The organism is Streptococcus sp. K0074, assembly GCF_048843365.1.
GTDB lineage: Bacteria > Bacillota > Bacilli > Lactobacillales > Streptococcaceae > Streptococcus > Streptococcus mitis_BM.
The window spans coordinates 444,595-461,935 of record NZ_CP184836.1; the positions used below are offsets into that span (position 1 = coordinate 444,595).

Consider the following 17,341-nt stretch of genomic DNA (forward strand, 5'->3'; position numbering starts at 1 on the left):
TTTTCGGCTGTTTTTGATGGGGGAAACTAAAGTGTAATGCTGTTGCTTTTAGAGATTTTCATAAACAAGAGCAAGGAAGCTACTGTTAGAACAGTCAGGATAGTTGACAAGGCTGCAGCTACACCGTAATTTCCTCTGAGAACTTCTGTATAAATGGCTACAGTCATTGTTCTTGTTTTGACATTGTAGAGGAGGATAGAAGTAGAGAGTTCTGAAATCATTGTGACCCAAGATAGGATGGCTCCAGAAATAATACCAGATAGCATCATTGGAGTTGTAATCTTGGCAAAGGTATTGAGACGGCTACTTCCTAAGCTTTCAGCAGCTTCTTCAATACTTGGTGCTATTTGTTGCAAGCTAGCAACAGATGAGCGAATAGTATACGGTAATCTTCTGACAGATAGGGACATAATTAAGATGAAAGCTGTCCCTGTAATCATAAGAAATCCACTTCCAAATAGACCAGTATTGAAAGAAGAAATGAAGGCAATCCCTAGAACGGTTCCTGGTACAATATAAGGTACCATACTGAGGCTGTCAATTAAGTTTGTAAACAAATTCCGTTTTCTAACGGCTAGGTAGGAGATAAATGTTGCGAATAGGACAACTAGAACTAAGGCAATCAAAGGGATACGAATAGTATTGAAAATAGCAGATCCCATACGATTGAAAGCTACCTTGTAACTGTTTAGAGAATAGCCTTTGACAAATACCATACCTGATGTTTTTAGGAAGGAAGTATAAATCAAGTAGACTTGAGGTAGAACAGAGAACAAGATAATTCCGTAGACTGTCGCATAAATGGCAGCCATTTTTCCTTTTGTAGTTTTTTTAGGCTCAATTGGATGGAGCGAATTCATACTGAAACTGTAGCGATTTGAAATGTATTTTTGGATAAGGAAAATTGCTAAGGCAATGATAATCGCCATAATTGCTAAAGCAGATGCAAAAGCAGAATTTCCTCCAACCTCGCTAATAAATTGGGTATAAATCAAGACCGGGAAAGTCCGATATCCTTCACCAATTAACATCGGTGTTCCAAAGTCTGAGAATGCTCTCATAAATACAAGCAGGGCAGCCGCTAGTAAGGTTGGAACTAGGAGAGGTAAAATAACCGTTACGATACGCTTAAATCCGAAGGAACCCATGCTTTCAGCGGCTTCAAGTAGAGAATTGTCAATACTTTTCATTGTCCCAGCAACGTATAGAAATACCAGTGGAAATAGTTGAAGTGTAAAGACAAGTACAATTCCTTTGAATCCATAAATATCGATAGCTGGAAGATGAAGGGTATTTGTCAGGAATTTAGTAATGACCCCATTTCGTCCTAGCAAGAGAATCCAGGAGTAGGCTCCCACGAAAGGAGCTGACATGGAAGCAATGATAATCAATATTTGTAGAAATTTCTTTCCCTTGAAATCATACATGGAAAAGAGGTAAGCTAATAGGGTTCCTACGACTAAGGAAGTGACAGTAGCGGTAATGGAAACCTTGAAACTGTTGACTAGTGTCTCAGAGTAGTAGGCTTTACTAAAGAAAGTGACAAAATTAGCTAGTGAGAATTGTCCTTCATGTATGAGTGCTTGCTTGAGCACGGTAACGATAGGATAAACGAGAAAGACAAGATAGGTAAGAAAGATGAAGAAAGAGGAGGCTGTCCAAATATTTAGTTTTTTACGTTCCATGGTTGACTCCTTTTATCAGGTTTTGAGAACCATCTGCAGAAAAGACGTTTAATTTTTGAGTATTGATTCGTAGACGAATACGATCGCCTTTTTGTAGATCTTCTTCAAAAGTTGATTCTTCGCTAACTTGAATTTTTGAGGCAAAGCCTGTCTCGATGAAGTATTCAGTATTCAGTCCAAGATAGACGCTATCGCTAATAATTCCTTCAATATCACCAGATTCATCTTTGATAAACTCTTCAGGACGAATGCTTACATGAATAGCTTGTTCCTCAGCCTGATCAAGGGCGGGCATTCGAAGGGCATAGCTATCTGAAAAGACGATATAAGCGCCATCGCTCCGTTTTTCTAGATTGGCAGGGATGATATTCGTGCGTCCGATAAAGGTAGCCACAAACTCATTAGCTGGTTTATGATAGAGTTCTTTTGGCCGACCGATTTGTTGAATCACCCCATCTTTCATAACAGCAATTTGGTCTGAAATAGCCATGGCTTCTTCTTGGTCGTGGGTTACATAAACGGTTGTAATTCCTACTTCGTGTTGGATTTCTCGAATGGCTTGACGCATATCCAAGCGAAGTTTGGCATCTAGGTTACTAAGCGGCTCGTCCATGAGGAGAACACTTGGATTAACAGCTAAGGCGCGTGCCAAGGCGACACGTTGTTGTTGTCCACCACTGAGTTTATCGGGCTTGCGATCCGCATATTGAGCAATTTGCATGAGTTCAAGATACTTGTTGGTCTGTTGGATCAATTCTTCTTTTGGAACCTTCTTTTGCTTGAGACCAAAAGCAACATTATCTCGGACAGTCAAATGTGGGAAAATAGCGTAGTTTTGGAAAACCATCCCGATATTGCGTTTGCTGGGTTCCATATTATTGATTTTTGTATCATCGAAGTAAAATTCTCCGCCTTCGATACTGTTGAAACCTGCAATCATACGAAGAAGAGTCGTTTTCCCACAACCTGAAGGCCCAAGAAGGGTAAAGAGACTTCCTTTTGGAATTGTAATGTTCAAATTCTCAATAACAGGGACATCGTGGTAGATTTTTTTGGCGTTAATAATTTTGATCTCACTCATAGTGAACCTCTTTTACTGTTTAGATTGGATATCTGTAAAGACTTCGTTGTATTTTTTAACGATATCTGATTTATTCTTGATGACATAATCATAATCTTCAGTGAGTGTTTTGATTTTGTCAATTGGTTTCATATTTTCGCTCGTTTTAGCATTTTTACGAACAGGACGGTTAGTAGTGGTTGTACCAAGTGTATCTTGTACTTCTTGAGAGATAATAAAATCGATAAATTTCTTGGCATTTTCCATATTTTTCGCTTTTTTAACGATAGCAGCACTAGCAGGTAGGAAGACTGTTCCTTCTTTTGGATAGACTACCTTAATGTTAGCTCCGTCATTTAAGAGTTTAACTGCTGGATCTTCATAAGAGAGACCAACAGCCATTTCTCCGTCAGCAACTGCTTTATAGACACCAGATGAACTTGAACCGATTTTACCATCAATAAGTGTGAAGAGATCTTTTACATAAGACCAAGCTTTATCGTCTTTGTAACCACCTTGAGCTTGTAGCATATTTGTTAATTGAGCAAAGGCGCTAGAAGAGTTTGCTGGGTCAGCAGTTGCGATTTTTCCTTTTAGTTCAGGTTTGAGAAGGTCGCTATATCCTTCGATGTTCATGCCTTTCGTTAAATCAGGATTGACGATTAAAACACTACCATCTAGTGTATAAGGAGTAGAGTAGCCAGTTGTGTTTTGATATTCTTTGATAACATTATCATTTTCTTTTGAAGTATAGTTTTCAAAGAGTTCTCCGTGAGTAGCATATTGTGTATAAGAACCACCAAAGATAACATCGGCTACAGGAGCTTCTTTTTCTGACTCTAGTTTTTTGAAAAGTTCTCCAGTACCAGCTTGAATCAGTTCTACTTTGATACCATATTTTTCTTCAAAGGCAGGAATAGTTGCTCCGATTAAGCCCTCTGAGTTTGGTGAATAAACGACTAGCGAACCGCCGTCTCCTTTATCAGATGAACCGCCATCGGCAGAGTCATTAGAAGAACAAGCAGCAAGACCAAAAAGAGCTAGTCCGCAAGCAGCATAATACATCCATTTCTTTTTCATGATGGATACCTCCGTTGTGTTATTTAAGTTTATTTTAAAACAATGTAAGCGTTTTTAAAACCGATAATTCTATTCTATTAGAGTAAAATTCTCTACAAAAACGGAAGTAATCTTTTGATTTTATAGCAGGGTTTGACAGTTAATCACTGTTAAGTCAAATTTTATTTTTTAGATTGGATATCTGTAAAAATGTCATTGTACTTTTTAAGAATAGCAGATTTGTTCTTGATGACATAATCTGAATCTTCAGTGGCAACATTGATTTCTGTCATAGCCTTCATATTTTTATTGGTTTTAGCATTTTTACGAATAGGTCTAATTGTAGTTTCAGTTCCTAGCTTATCTTGGATTTCTTGAGAAAGGAGGAAATCGATAAATTTCTTAGCGTTTTCCATATGTTTGGCATTTTTGACGATAGCCGCGTTACCAGGTAAAAAGACGGTTCCTTCTTTTGGATAAATGACTTTTACATCAACTCCATCATTTAAGAGTTTTAAGGCAGGGTCTTCATAGGTGAGTCCAACAGCCATTTCCCCATCGGCGACAGCTTTGTAAACATTTGAAGAGCTAGATGCAATTTTTCCATCTACTAGAGTAAATAGATTTTTCACATAGGTCCAAGCTTGTTCATTTTCGTATCCACCTTGATCTACAAGCATGTTTGTTAATTGTGCAAAGGCGCTAGATGCGTTACTTGGATCAGCAGTAGCCATTTTTCCTTTTAATTTAGGGTTGAGCAGATCATTGTAGCCTTCAATTTTAATATCTTTTGTAAGGGCTGAATTGGCAATGATGACACTGACATCAAGTGTGTAAGGTGTGTAGAAACCTGTTTTATTTTGATATTCAGGGATTATCTGGTCATTTTCTTGGGAAATATAAGGTTCAAAAAGATTTTCGTTAGAAGAGAAGAGGGCGTAGGAGCCTCCGAAAATGACATCAGCTACAGGGGATTCTTTTTCGGCCTCAGCTTTTTTGAACAATTCACCAGTGCTGGCTTGTACTAAGTCAACCTTAATACCATATTTTTCTTCGAAGGCTGGGACTGTTTCTTCGATAAGGTCTTCAGGGTTAGGCGAGTAGACAACCAAAGTGCTATCTGAATCTTTTTCAGTGCTAGTTTCCGCTTCTATAGGTGAAGAACATCCTGATAAAGAAAGGAATATCCAGCCACAAGAGAGAAAGAATAGTATTTTTTTCATAAGTATCTCCTTTTTTACGAACATTTTCTCTACCTAGATTATTAATGTTTTCAAATTGTAGAGTTCTACAGGATATAATAAAAACCTTAAAGAAATCTAAAACGAAAAATAGGAAATGAGTTCCTAGAGCAAGGATGGGTACACTGTAACTGGGATTTCGATGGTAATCCTCTTCAAAGCACGTCATTTTATCTGTGATCTCAAAGCTATGATTTGAGTAGTTAGCACTTTGATTTTCATTGGGTAAAAGTACAAAATAAAAAGATTGCCTGATTTGAGCAATCCTTTTACATCAATGATTTTTATCCATGAGTTTTAATTCTTTTGGAGAAATATGGAGATATTTTTTAAAAACTTTGGCAAAATATTTATAGTCTGAAAATCCAACTTGTTCAGAGATATCGCTTAAGGGAGAATTAGGGGACTCAGCCATTTTATCTATAGCTTGCTTGAGGCGGTAGCGTAAGATATATTCATTTAGCGTCATTGGGAAGTCTTCTTTGATAACCTTATATAGATAACTCTCACTATATCCTAGATTCTCTGCAATGCTAGAAATGGTAAAGTGCATGCAGTAGTGTTGGTGCACAAATTCAAGAATTTGCTGAATGATTTGGTTTTGTGTATCAATTTGTTGGATAGAGGTGAGTAAAGTTTGATATTCTTCTAAAAAAGGAGTTTCTTGACGAGTGCTAACTCGTAATCGCAAAACAATTTTTTGAAGACATTCTGTCAACTCCTTGGTATCAATTGGTTTGGATAAGAAATCAACTGCTCCATATTGCATGGCTTTTTTGGCATTTTGAAAATCGTTATAACCTGATAAGATAACTTTTTCATAAGAAAGGGTACGAGTAGCTTCGAACATCATGAAAGCATCCATAATTGGCATGGTGATATCTGTTAAGACAATATGAGGTTCTTTTTCTTGGATGAGTTTCATTCCCTCTTGACCGTGACTGGCAGTTCCTACGACTTGGATACCTAAGGCAGAGTAGTCTACGGCAATTTCTAGCCATTTTCGGATGAGGTGTTCATCCTCTACGATAATGAGCTTAAACATGAGTTAGTCCTTTCGTTATAAATTTGACCCAAGTTTCTCCTTGGCGATTGACTCCTAAATCTAGCTGGACATCAGAAAAGAAATTGCTCAGTCGTTTATAGCTGTTAACGATGCCATGCTGGGTATGAGGACTTTCTAAAGAGTCTAAAATAGCGAGTCGCTCTTGTTTTGTGAGTCCTCCAGCATTATCCTTGACTAAAAAAGTTAGAGAATCTGATTCCAAGGTAATTTGGATATCTATATGAAGATCAATACGGTATTGCATCCCATATTTTATAGCATTTTCTACGAGAGGAAGCAAGAAAAGTTTAGGAATAGGCTGATTATCAACAGTTTCTGGGCAGACAATATCATAGGAAAAGTGCTCGAAACGAATCTTATGAATAATAAGGTAATCCTCTATAATCTTTAAATCTTGGCAAATGGTTGTTTCTTTTTCTAAATCGGTGATACTGTAGCGAAGAATGCGCGTGAGATTTTGAATCAGGTCTTGTGTGAGAGTGGCATCCATTAAAGAAGTAATTTTAATCGTCTCAAGTGTATTATAGAGAAAATGAGGATTGAACTGAGCTTCCAGCATTTTTCTTTCAAAAATCCACTTTTCTTTTTCTATGGTCAACATTTTTTGATGAAGTTGATCTAATTCGTACAACATATTGTTGATTTTTTCTGCCATAAACTCAAACTCATCACCTGTTTGTAGAGAAAGCCTTTTTTCTGCTTGTTTAGGAATTTCTTGCAGTTGGTAAACCAAACTTTCAATAGGAACAGCGTTGTGTGTGGCAATTTTATGAGCAATTCGTCTTGCTTGCCAGAAGTAGAGGAAGAATATACATAAGGTGAGAATGGAGGCTAGGCCGAGTAAGCTAGGAATGGGAAAAAAGGATTGAAAAGTATAGATTGAAAAAATAGTACCGACTTTTTCTTTTTGAACAATAAGCGGTTCATTCGCATACCAGTGGGTGCGAGAGTGTAGGAGTTTGTCATCCAATTTTTCAAGAGTGGAGCGAGTGAACTGATTTGTATTGTTAGAAAACATATTTCCAAAGCTATCGGTAATGATGTATTTGGAATTGATCATTGGGAAACTTGAGATGAAATCATTCTCATTTACGAAAGCAATAGTATAGGCCTTAACTCGTTGGTTTTGAAGTAGTGGTTTGATAAAGAGTGTGTAATGTTGCTTATCTGAAGAGAGTGCAATTTTTTCTGTAACTTTATCTTGAGAAGGATTTTGAATGAGTAGTTTTAGATAGTAGGGAGATAAAATATTTTCTTGATGATTGCGATTGGTACTAAATAGTAACTCACCTGTATCACTTAGGATAATGAGGTCAGAACTAAGTTTTAATTTAGCTTTTGTCTCGTAAAATAAGCTAAAGACTTCTCGCTCTGTGTGTTTGCCATCCAAAAATCCAGGAATCATTTTATGGTTCATAGTAGTCAGGAGCTCATTATTTGCTTCTTTCATTTCTTGAACCTGTTTTACAATCTGTCTCGTATCTTTGGAGAGTTGCTGTTTTTGTAAAAAATAGGAAAAACCAAAAAGTAAAATGAGTAGTAAGAGTGAGGTCACAAAGGCTGCGATAGAGCTTCTATGGAGAATTTCTTTTTGGAGAGATTTTTTAAAGGAATGAGACATCCGCTACCTCCTTGGAAGGGTTTTCTGTTATAAGTATAGCAGTTTAAAAATTCTAGAGCAAGGTAAAATAGAAAAGGTTTGGCTAAAATTTTTTAGCTAAACCTTTTGAAAAGTTAAGTATGTATTATAGATGCTTGTTGTCTGCAAATAGCTAGAGCATTTCAAGGAAATAAACTAGAAATAACAATTAATATGATGGTTCAGAAATACCTTTTGATAATCAATAAGATCTTCGGGATGAAGTGCGTTGACTCCATCCATTTCATATTTCCGATTTAATAAACGATATTTGTTTTCACCAAATTGATGAAAAGGGAGTAGTTGAACTTGGTCGATATTTAATGAGTTAAATAGAGTAGCGAATTCTTCTGCATCCTCTAAACTATTGTTAAAATCAGGAATAACCGGGATTCTTAAAACGATAGTTTTATGTTGAGAAAAAGCATAATGAATGTTTTTAATAATCATTTGATTAAAAACCCCAGTCACTTTTTTATGTTTTATAGAATTATAATGTTTTAGGTCTGTGTAGATAAAATCCACATATTGGATTAAATCAACAAATTTTTCATGATCAACAAAGGCAGTAGTTTCAATGGCAGTGTGTATGTGATGTTCTTTAGCTGACTTTAAGATGGCTTTAGCAAATTCAAACTGAGCAAATATTTCACCCCCTGATAAAGTTAAACCTCCACCGGATTCTTCGTAAAATTCTTTATCTTTTAATACCTCTGTAATAATTTCTTCTACAGTTTTTTCTTCACCTACTAAAGTGAATTTTTCTCGTTGAGCATCTTTCATTTTTTCAGGTTTCATTCTTTGAGATTCAGGATTAGAACACCATGGACAGCGCAGAGGACATCCTTTTAAAAAAACAGTTGTACGAATACCCGGACCGTCATGAATTGAAAAGTGTTGAATATTAAAAATAATTCCCTTAGATATTTCCATAAGAGTTCCTCCTCTTCATAATTCTATCCTATCACAAAAACGAAAGAAAAACAATTACGAACGAAAGTTTAATTTGTTGTTTTTTGCTTTTTATTTTGGTAGAATAAAACGGAGGTGTAAAATGAAAAGATTGGAACAAATTATTAAGTTAGTATCAGAATATGAAAAGATTGATGTTAATACATTATCGGAAAAATTAAATGTATCGAAAGTAACGATTAGAAAAGATTTAGATAAATTAGAGTCAAAAGGCTTATTACACAGAGAGCATGGATATGCTGTGTTAAATAGTGGAGATGACTTAAATGTACGCTTGTCAATTAATTATGAAATCAAGAGAAAAATTGTTCAAGAAGCAGTAAAATTGGTATCAGATAATGAAACAATAATGATAGAATCTGGTTCAACCTGTGCTTTACTTGCTGAGGAAATTTGCAAGCAAAAAAGAAATGTCACTATTGTAACAAATTCATTTTTTATAGCAAATTTTGTAAGAGGTTATGATTCATGTCGTGTTATTGTTCTTGGTGGAGAGTTTCAGAAAGATTCACAGGTTACCGTAGGACCTTTATTAAAAGAAATGATACAGACTTTTCATGTGCGTCAAGCTTTTGTTGGGACAGATGGCTACGATAAAGAGATGGGCTTTACAGGAAAAGATTTAATGCGCAGTGAGGTAGTTCAATATATTTCAGCAGCGTCGGATAAAGTCATTGTGCTAACTGACTCAAGTAAATTTGATAAAAGGGGTACAGTAAGAAGATTTGCTTTAAGTCAAGTCTATGAAGTAATAACAGACGAAAAACTTTCTAAACAAAATATAGCTACATTAGAAAATGCTGGGATAATGGTTAAGGTAGTTTCGTAAGAGGTTAAGTGTATGAATCAAGATAGGAATAAACTGCTCTCTAAAATTGCTTATCTGTATTATATTGAAAACTTAAATCAGTCACAAATAGCAGCAAAATTAGGAATTTATAGAACCTCTATTAGTAGAATGTTAACAGAAGCAAGGAATGCAGGAATTGTTAAAATTGAAATAGAGAATTTTGATACCAATATGTTTAAGTTGGAAAATTATGTAAAAGAAAAATATGGTCTGGAAAGTTTAGAAATTATTCCAAATGAATTTGATGATAATCCAACAATTTTATCTGAAAGAATTTCTCAAGTTGCAGCAGGTGTCCTTAGGAATTTAATTGATGATAATATGAAAATTGGCTTTTCTTGGGGGAAAAGTTTAAGTAATTTAGTAGATCTAATCCACAGCAAAAGTGTCCGAAATGTTCACTTCTATCCTCTAGCAGGTGGTCCTAGTCACATACACGCTAAATACCATGTGAATACACTAATTTATGAAATGTCTAGAAAATTTCATGGAGAGTGTACATTTATGAATGCAACAATTGTGCAAGAAAATAAATTGTTAGCAGATGGTATTTTGCAATCAAGATATTTTGAAGATTTGAAAAATAGTTGGAAAGATTTAGATATAGTTGTGGTTGGGATTGGTGATTTTAGTAATAAAGGAAAACATCAATGGTTAGACATGCTTACAGAGGATGACTTTAAAGAATTGACAAAAGTTAAAACTGTAGGGGAAATTTGTTGTCGATTCTTTGATTCAAAAGGTAAAGAAGTTTATGAGAACTTACAGGAAAGAACGATAGCAATCTCTTTGGAAGATTTAAAAAATATTCCTCAAAGTTTAGCTGTTGCTTACGGTGATACGAAAGTATCTGCGATTCTTTCTGTCTTGCGTGCTAATCTAGTAAATCATCTGATTACAGATAAAAATACAATTTTAAAAGTTTTAGAAGAAGATGGTGATTTTTCTTTTCGAAATATTTTATGCGAGTGAAAATGATAGACTGATTCAGTTTATCGTTTTTTATTTTTAATCATTTGCACATTTGTGCTTAAATAAATAAAAATAGTTTATCTGTTGTTTTTTAAATTGACAAGTTTATTATGTAGTTGTATTCTATAGTTACAAAAGAAAATTTTAAAATTTCAAATGAAAAAAGCTTTTTACATAGTGAAATGAGGAGGAATTTATGGAAATTATTGTTCCTGATCAAATTATCATGGGTTTAATTTTATATGCTGGCGATGCGAAACAACATATTTATAAAGCATTAGATTACATAAAAAACGGTACATGTGAACGATGTGAAGAAGAAATCCAGTTAGCTGATGCAGCCTTATTAGAAGCCCATAATCTACAAACAAAATTCTTGGCACAGGAAGCGTCTGGTACAAAGACAGAAATTACAGCTCTCTTTGTTCATTCACAAGATCATCTCATGACTAGTATGACGGAGATTAATTTAATCAAAGAAATTATCAGTTTGAGAAAAGAACTTCATAAAAAATAATACTAGAGTATTAACATAGAGGAGGAAAATATAATGGTGAAGATTGGTTTGTTTTGTGCAGCAGGCTTTTCTACTGGTATGCTTGTAAATAATATGAAAATTGCAGCGCAATCTAGTGGAGTTGAGGCAGAAATAGAGGCGTTTTCTCAGTCTAAATTAGCGGATTATGCCCCAAATCTAGATGTTGCACTGTTGGGGCCTCAAGTTGCTTATACATTAGATAAATCAAAAGAAATTTGTGATAAGTGTGATGTTCCGATAGCTGTTATTCCGATGATGGACTATGGTATGTTAGATGGGAAAAAAGTATTAGATTTGGCCCTATCTTTGATTAGTGGGTAAGAAAAGGAGATTTATTATGGCAAAGATGGATGTTCAAAAAATCATTGCACCTATGATGAAGTTTGTGAATATGCGTGGTATTATAGCTCTAAAAGATGGTATGTTAGCAATTTTGCCATTGACAGTAGTTGGTAGTTTATTCTTGATTATGGGACAATTGCCATTTGAAGGATTAAACAAGAGCATTGCTAGTGTATTTGGAGCAAATTGGACAGAGCCGTTTATGCAAGTATATTCAGGAACTTTTGCGATTATGGGTCTAATTTCTTGTTTTTCAATTGCCTATTCTTATGCTAAGAATAGCGGAGTAGAGGCTTTGCCAGCTGGGGTTCTATCTGTATCTGCATTCTTTATTTTGCTAAGATCATCTTATATCCCTAAACAAGGTGAGGCAATTGGGGATGCTATTAGTAAAGTTTGGTTTGGAGGTCAAGGAATTATCGGTGCTATCATTATAGGTTTGGTAGTAGGAAGTATTTATACCTTCTTTATAAAGAGAAAAATTGTTATTAAGATGCCAGAACAAGTTCCACAAGCTATTGCGAAACAGTTTGAAGCAATGATTCCAGCATTTGTAATTTTCTTGCTTTCTATGATTGTATATATTTTAGCGAGCTCATTGACTAATGGCGGAACATTCATAGAAATGATTTATTCTGCTATTCAAGTTCCATTGCAAGGTTTAACTGGATCTTTGTATGGTGCAATTGGAATTGCATTCTTTATATCATTTTTGTGGTGGTTTGGTGTTCATGGACAATCGGTAGTAAATGGAGTAGTGACAGCTCTGCTTTTATCTAATCTTGATGCTAATAAAGCTATGTTAGCCTCTGGGAATCTATCATTAGAAAATGGTGCACATATTGTTACTCAACAATTTTTAGATTCATTTTTAATTCTATCTGGTTCAGGGATTACGTTTGGACTTGTAGTTGCGATGCTTTTTGCATCAAAATCTAAACAGTACCAAGCGTTAGGGAAAGTAGCAGCTTTTCCAGCAATATTTAACGTAAATGAGCCAGTTGTATTTGGATTTCCGATTGTCATGAATCCAGTTATGTTTGTACCTTTCATTCTTGTTCCTGTACTTGCAGCTGTTATAGTATATGGAGCTATTGCAACAGGTTTCATGCAGCCATTTTCAGGAGTTACATTACCTTGGAGCACCCCGGCTATTATATCAGGATTTATGGTTGGTGGATGGCAAGGAGTTATTACTCAGCTGGTGATATTAGCGATGTCTACATTAGTTTATTTCCCATTCTTTAAAGTACAGGATCGTTTAGCTTATCAGAATGAAGCATGATAATTCTAAAAAACATTTGTGTATTATCATTAAACACACACATTTGTGCTAAAAATTAGAGAGTTAAAGTTTTTCTAGTTAAAAGCTTGAAATTTTCTAAAAAACCAGGTAGTATATTTTCGAAAGAAACAAAAATATTTTCGAAAGAAAGGTGCTTATTATGGTAAATAAAGAAGTAGCAAGAACGACAATCAAGACAGAATATTTTGGTAGCCTTACTGAAAGGATGAACAAATATCGAGAAGATGTTTTAAATAAAAAACCTTATATTGATGCTGAGAGAGCGGTTCTAGCCACACGCGCTTATGATCGATATAAGGAACAACCTAATGTCCTAAAACGCGCCTATATGCTGAAAGAAATTTTGGAAAATATGACTATCTATATCGAAGAAGAATCTATGATTGCGGGAAATCAAGCTTCTTCCAATAAAGATGCTCCTATTTTTCCAGAATATACGCTAGAATTTGTTCTCAATGAGTTGGATCTTTTTGAAAAGCGTGATGGAGATGTTTTCTATATTACTGAAGAAACAAAAGAACAACTTAGAAGTATTGCTCCGTTTTGGGAAAATAATAATTTACGTGCTAGAGCTGGTGCCTTGTTACCTGAAGAAGTGTCTGTTTATATGGAAACAGGATTCTTCGGTATGGAAGGTAAGATGAATTCTGGAGATGCTCACTTAGCAGTTAACTATCAGAAACTGTTGCAATTTGGTTTAAGAGGTTTTGAAGAGCGAGCTCGTAAAGCGAAAGCAGCTCTAGATTTAACAGATCCAGCAAGTATTGATAAATATCATTTTTACGACTCTATATTTATCGTAATCGATGCTATTAAAGTATATGCAAATCGCTTTGTTACTCTTGCTAAAAATTTAGCCGAAAATGCAAATCCTAAACGTAAGAAAGAATTACTTGAGATTGCAGATATTTGCTCTAGAGTCCCATATGAACCGGCAACTACTTTTGCAGAAGCTATTCAATCAGTTTGGTTTATTCAATGTATTTTACAAATTGAATCTAATGGCCACTCTCTTTCATATGGTCGTTTTGATCAATATATGTATCCATATATGAAGGCTGATTTAGAAAGTGGTAAAGAAACAGAAGATAGCATTGTTGAACGTCTGACAAATCTTTGGATTAAGACAATTACAATTAATAAGGTTCGCAGTCAAGCACATACATTTTCTTCAGCAGGAAGTCCTTTATATCAAAATGTTACAATTGGTGGACAGACTCGAGATAAGAAGGATGCTGTTAACCCATTATCTTATTTGGTATTAAAATCAGTTGCACAAACCCATCTACCGCAACCTAATTTAACTGTACGTTACCATGCAGGTTTAGATGCTCGTTTCATGAATGAGTGTATTGAAGTGATGAAACTTGGTTTTGGTATGCCTGCATTTAATAATGATGAGATTATTATTCCTTCTTTTATTGCAAAAGGAGTATTGGAAGATGATGCTTATGATTACAGTGCCATTGGATGTGTTGAAACGGCAGTTCCAGGGAAATGGGGCTATCGTTGCACGGGTATGAGTTATATGAACTTCCCTAAAGTTCTACTTATCACGATGAATGATGGAATTGATCCAGCTTCGGGGAAACGGTTTGCACCAAGCTTTGGTCATTTTAAGGATATGAAGAACTTTTCTGAATTAGAAAATGCTTGGGATAAAACACTAAGATATTTGACACGAATGAGTGTTATTGTTGAAAATTCTATTGATTTATCATTGGAGCGAGAAGTTCCTGATATTCTATGTTCAGCATTGACTGATGATTGTATTGGTCGTGGAAAACACCTTAAAGAAGGTGGAGCAGTATATGATTATATATCAGGTTTGCAAGTTGGAATTGCAAATTTGTCGGATTCATTAGCTGCAATTAAAAAGTTAGTATTTGAGGAAGAACGTATAAGCCCAAGTCAACTTTGGCATGCACTAGAAACAGATTATGCTGGAGAAGAAGGTAAAGCCATTCAAGAAATGTTGATTCATGATGCACCTAAGTACGGTAACGATAATGATTATGCTGATAATTTAGTTACTGCTGCTTATGACATTTATGTTGATGAAATTGCTAAATATCCTAATACACGTTATGGAAGAGGTCCTATTGGAGGAATTCGTTATTCAGGAACATCTTCTATCTCAGCCAACGTAGGGCAGGGACGTGGAACATTAGCAACTCCAGATGGACGCAACGCGGGTACACCGTTAGCAGAGGGTTGTTCACCATCACATAATATGGATCAACACGGACCTACATCTGTTTTAAAATCTGTTTCAAAATTACCAACAGATGAAATCGTAGGTGGGGTTCTCTTAAATCAGAAAGTAAATCCTCAAACGTTAGCCAAAGAAGAAGATAAATTAAAACTAATTGCTTTGTTACGAACATTCTTTAATCGTTTACATGGGTACCATATTCAATACAATGTTGTTTCCAGAGAGACGTTGATTGACGCTCAGAAACATCCTGAAAAACACAGAGATTTAATTGTTCGTGTTGCAGGATACTCTGCATTCTTCAATGTTCTTTCTAAGGCAACCCAAGATGATATTATAGGACGTACTGAGCATACATTGTAAAATAAAGAGGTTCTTTTTATGGAATTTATGCTTGACACATTAAATTTAGATGAGATTAAAAAGTGGTCTGAAATTTTACCGCTATCTGGGGTAACTTCAAATCCCACTATTGCAAAAAGAGAGGGCTCTATTAATTTTTTTGAACGAATCAAAGATGTAAGAGAATTGATTGGCTCTGCACCCTCTATTCATGTTCAGGTGATTTCTCAAGATTTTGAAGGCATCTTAAAGGATGCTCATGAAATTCGTAGACAAGCAGGAGATGATATATTTATCAAAGTACCTGTTACTCCTGCTGGATTACGTGCAATAAAGGTGCTAAAAAAAGAGGGCTACCATATTACTGCAACAGCTATTTATACAGTTATTCAGGGATTATTAGCTATTGAAGCAGGAGCGGATTACCTAGCTCCATATTATAACAGAATGGAGAATCTGAACATCGATTCAAATTCTGTCATTCGTCAATTAGCTCTTGCTATTGATAGACAGAACTCTCCTAGTAAGATTTTAGCCGCATCCTTTAAAAATGTAGCACAAGTAAATAATGCTTTAGCTGCAGGTGCGCATGCTGTTACAGCAGGAGCAGATGTTTTTGAATCAGCTTTCGCCATGCCATCTATCCAAAAGGCGGTTGACGATTTTTCTGATGATTGGTTTGTTATTCAAAATAGTCGTTCCATCTAGGTAGAGAGGAAATACATATGAGAATTTTTGCTAGCCCTTCTAGATATATTCAAGGGGAAAATGCCTTGTTTGAAAATGCCAAATCAATATTGGATTTGGGAAATCGTCCTATTCTATTATGCGATCGGTTGGTTTATGATATTGTTGGAAAACGATTTGAAGATTACCTACATAGGTATGGTTTCCATATTGTTCTAGCTCAGTTTAATGGTGAAGCTTCTGACAATGAAATCAATCGAGTTGTTGCCTTAGCTGAGAAAGAGAATTGTGATAGTATTATCGGACTTGGTGGTGGAAAGACGATTGATAGTGCAAAAGCTATTGCAGATTTGATTGAAAAGCCTGTTATTATCGCTCCAACAATTGCATCGACAGACGCACCTGTATCTGCTTTATCTGTTATTTATACAGATGAAGGTGCATTTGATCATTATCTATTTTATTCTAAAAATCCAGATTTAGTTTTGGTTGATACAAAGGTTATTTCACAAGCTCCTAAGCGTTTATTAGCGTCTGGTATTGCAGATGGTTTAGCAACTTGGGTTGAGGCGCGTGCAGTCATGCAGGCAAATGGAAAAACTATGTTAGGACAACAACAAACGTTGGCTGGAGTTGCAATTGCGAAGAAATGTGAAGAAACGCTGTTCGCAGATGGTTTACAGGCCATGGCAGCTTGTGAGGCTAAAGTTGTGACACCAGCATTAGAAAACATTGTTGAAGCTAATACTCTATTGAGTGGTTTAGGTTTTGAAAGTGGAGGATTAGCTGCGGCGCATGCAATTCATAATGGTTTTACTGCATTGACAGGTGACATTCATCATTTAACACATGGTGAAAAAGTAGCTTATGGAACCTTGGTACAACTTTTATTGGAAAATAGACCAAAAGAAGAACTTGATAAGTATATTGAGTTTTACAAAAAAATTGGTATGCCAACAACTCTAAAAGAAATGCATTTAGATCAAGTTGGATATGATGATTTAATCAAAATTGGTAAACAAGCAACTATGGAGGGTGAGACAATCCATCAGATGCCGTTTAAGATTTCGCCTTCAGATGTTGCACAAGCCATTATCGCTGTAGATGCATATGTAAATTCGCAATAAACAATAAGGACTACTGTTTTACAAATGGTAGTCTTTTATTTATCATCATATTGTATCCGAAGCTCTTTATAAATCAGGAAGCAATACAGGTTGTCAGATATTTATTGTAAATACATTAATTAGTATTCCAGTCTTATCTTCGGTCTAAAATAAGTATTTTGTGCTATACGAGATAAGCTTCTTGGTTTACTCCTTGATTTTATGCATAACAATGGGATAAAAGTGGGAGATAGGGCAATT

The 17,341-nt window shown here is 35.3% G+C and carries 15 protein-coding genes; 8 read left to right on the top strand and 7 right to left on the bottom strand.

Annotated features, from left to right (window positions below; all coding sequences use genetic code 11):
- Nucleotides 1-26: 26 nt before the first annotated feature.
- From ACN076_RS02350 to ACN076_RS02380, 7 genes are all read right to left on the bottom strand, one after another.
- Nucleotides 27-1,685, bottom strand: coding sequence for an ABC transporter permease (locus ACN076_RS02350; RefSeq protein WP_140832957.1), 1,659 nt, complete (start codon nt 1,683-1,685; stop codon nt 27-29).
- On the bottom strand, nt 1,675-2,766 hold the full coding sequence (locus tag ACN076_RS02355) for an ABC transporter ATP-binding protein (protein WP_153192663.1): 1,092 nt from the start codon (nt 2,764-2,766) through the stop codon (nt 1,675-1,677). The genes ACN076_RS02350 and ACN076_RS02355 overlap by 11 nt, the downstream gene beginning before the upstream one ends.
- Nucleotides 2,767-2,778: 12 nt before the next feature.
- A complete protein-coding gene (locus ACN076_RS02360) occupies nt 2,779-3,825 on the bottom strand; it encodes an extracellular solute-binding protein (RefSeq protein ID WP_414304061.1) in 1,047 nt (348 codons plus the stop codon).
- A gap of 161 nt (nt 3,826-3,986) precedes the next feature.
- Nucleotides 3,987-5,027 (bottom strand): extracellular solute-binding protein, encoded by a 1,041-nt coding sequence (locus tag ACN076_RS02365; protein WP_420790062.1) that lies wholly within the window; start codon nt 5,025-5,027, stop codon nt 3,987-3,989.
- Between the two features lie 292 nt (nt 5,028-5,319).
- Nucleotides 5,320-6,090, bottom strand: coding sequence for a response regulator transcription factor (locus tag ACN076_RS02370; RefSeq protein WP_153198995.1), 771 nt, complete (start codon nt 6,088-6,090; stop codon nt 5,320-5,322).
- Entirely contained in the window at nt 6,083-7,732 is a 1,650-nt protein-coding gene (locus tag ACN076_RS02375) for a histidine kinase (protein WP_265476499.1), read from the bottom strand. The genes ACN076_RS02370 and ACN076_RS02375 overlap by 8 nt, the downstream gene beginning before the upstream one ends.
- 174 nt (nt 7,733-7,906) lie before the next feature.
- On the bottom strand, nt 7,907-8,683 hold the full coding sequence (locus ACN076_RS02380) for a glycyl-radical enzyme activating protein (protein ID WP_000406173.1): 777 nt from the start codon (nt 8,681-8,683) through the stop codon (nt 7,907-7,909).
- Nucleotides 8,684-8,804: 121 nt separating this feature from the next.
- Between ACN076_RS02380 and ACN076_RS02385 the strand changes: the two genes are divergently transcribed.
- The 8 genes from ACN076_RS02385 (at nt 8,805) to ACN076_RS02420 (ending at nt 17,101) form a co-directional block, all read left to right on the top strand.
- A complete protein-coding gene (locus ACN076_RS02385; RefSeq protein WP_000824973.1) occupies nt 8,805-9,551 on the top strand; it encodes a DeoR/GlpR family DNA-binding transcription regulator in 747 nt (248 codons plus the stop codon).
- A gap of 12 nt (nt 9,552-9,563) precedes the next feature.
- On the top strand, nt 9,564-10,544 hold the full coding sequence (locus ACN076_RS02390) for a sugar-binding transcriptional regulator (protein ID WP_001070838.1): 981 nt from the start codon (nt 9,564-9,566) through the stop codon (nt 10,542-10,544).
- Nucleotides 10,545-10,740: 196 nt separating this feature from the next.
- Complete coding sequence (locus ACN076_RS02395) at nt 10,741-11,061, top strand: PTS lactose/cellobiose transporter subunit IIA (RefSeq protein WP_000402908.1); 321 nt, start codon at nt 10,741-10,743, stop codon at nt 11,059-11,061.
- 33 nt (nt 11,062-11,094) lie between these two features.
- Nucleotides 11,095-11,403: a PTS sugar transporter subunit IIB gene (locus ACN076_RS02400; RefSeq protein WP_000238723.1), complete on the top strand. Its 309-nt coding sequence runs from the start codon at nt 11,095-11,097 to the stop codon at nt 11,401-11,403.
- A 16-nt stretch (nt 11,404-11,419) separates the two neighbouring features.
- Nucleotides 11,420-12,709 carry a PTS sugar transporter subunit IIC gene (locus tag ACN076_RS02405; RefSeq protein ID WP_001096819.1) on the top strand — a complete coding sequence of 430 codons (1,290 nt, stop codon included), beginning with the start codon at nt 11,420-11,422 and terminating at the stop codon, nt 12,707-12,709.
- Between the two features lie 160 nt (nt 12,710-12,869).
- Nucleotides 12,870-15,308 carry a glycyl radical protein gene (locus ACN076_RS02410; protein WP_420790063.1) on the top strand — a complete coding sequence of 813 codons (2,439 nt, stop codon included), beginning with the start codon at nt 12,870-12,872 and terminating at the stop codon, nt 15,306-15,308.
- Nucleotides 15,309-15,326: 18 nt separating this feature from the next.
- Nucleotides 15,327-15,995 carry a fructose-6-phosphate aldolase gene (locus tag ACN076_RS02415; RefSeq protein WP_265476496.1) on the top strand — a complete coding sequence of 223 codons (669 nt, stop codon included), beginning with the start codon at nt 15,327-15,329 and terminating at the stop codon, nt 15,993-15,995.
- A gap of 17 nt (nt 15,996-16,012) precedes the next feature.
- The gene (locus tag ACN076_RS02420) at nt 16,013-17,101 is read left to right on the top strand and encodes a glycerol dehydrogenase (RefSeq protein ID WP_261071135.1); all 1,089 of its coding nucleotides are present in this window, start codon (nt 16,013-16,015) and stop codon (nt 17,099-17,101) included.
- The last annotated feature ends 240 nt before the right edge of the window (nt 17,102-17,341 follow it).

Coding starts and splice junctions, on each gene's coding strand:
- ACN076_RS02395 (WP_000402908.1), top strand. CDS start 10,741: ATGGAAATTATTGTTCCTGATCAAATTATCATGGGTTTAATTTTATAT.
- ACN076_RS02410 (WP_420790063.1), top strand. CDS start 12,870: ATGGTAAATAAAGAAGTAGCAAGAACGACAATCAAGACAGAATATTTT.
- ACN076_RS02400 (WP_000238723.1), top strand. CDS start 11,095: ATGGTGAAGATTGGTTTGTTTTGTGCAGCAGGCTTTTCTACTGGTATG.
- ACN076_RS02365 (WP_420790062.1), bottom strand. CDS start 5,027: ATGAAAAAAATACTATTCTTTCTCTCTTGTGGCTGGATATTCCTTTCT.
- ACN076_RS02385 (WP_000824973.1), top strand. CDS start 8,805: ATGAAAAGATTGGAACAAATTATTAAGTTAGTATCAGAATATGAAAAG.
- ACN076_RS02420 (WP_261071135.1), top strand. CDS start 16,013: ATGAGAATTTTTGCTAGCCCTTCTAGATATATTCAAGGGGAAAATGCC.
- ACN076_RS02390 (WP_001070838.1), top strand. CDS start 9,564: ATGAATCAAGATAGGAATAAACTGCTCTCTAAAATTGCTTATCTGTAT.
- ACN076_RS02360 (WP_414304061.1), bottom strand. CDS start 3,825: ATGAAAAAGAAATGGATGTATTATGCTGCTTGCGGACTAGCTCTTTTT.
- ACN076_RS02380 (WP_000406173.1), bottom strand. CDS start 8,683: ATGGAAATATCTAAGGGAATTATTTTTAATATTCAACACTTTTCAATT.
- ACN076_RS02415 (WP_265476496.1), top strand. CDS start 15,327: ATGGAATTTATGCTTGACACATTAAATTTAGATGAGATTAAAAAGTGG.
- ACN076_RS02355 (WP_153192663.1), bottom strand. CDS start 2,766: ATGAGTGAGATCAAAATTATTAACGCCAAAAAAATCTACCACGATGTC.
- ACN076_RS02370 (WP_153198995.1), bottom strand. CDS start 6,090: ATGTTTAAGCTCATTATCGTAGAGGATGAACACCTCATCCGAAAATGG.
- ACN076_RS02375 (WP_265476499.1), bottom strand. CDS start 7,732: ATGTCTCATTCCTTTAAAAAATCTCTCCAAAAAGAAATTCTCCATAGA.
- ACN076_RS02350 (WP_140832957.1), bottom strand. CDS start 1,685: ATGGAACGTAAAAAACTAAATATTTGGACAGCCTCCTCTTTCTTCATC.
- ACN076_RS02405 (WP_001096819.1), top strand. CDS start 11,420: ATGGCAAAGATGGATGTTCAAAAAATCATTGCACCTATGATGAAGTTT.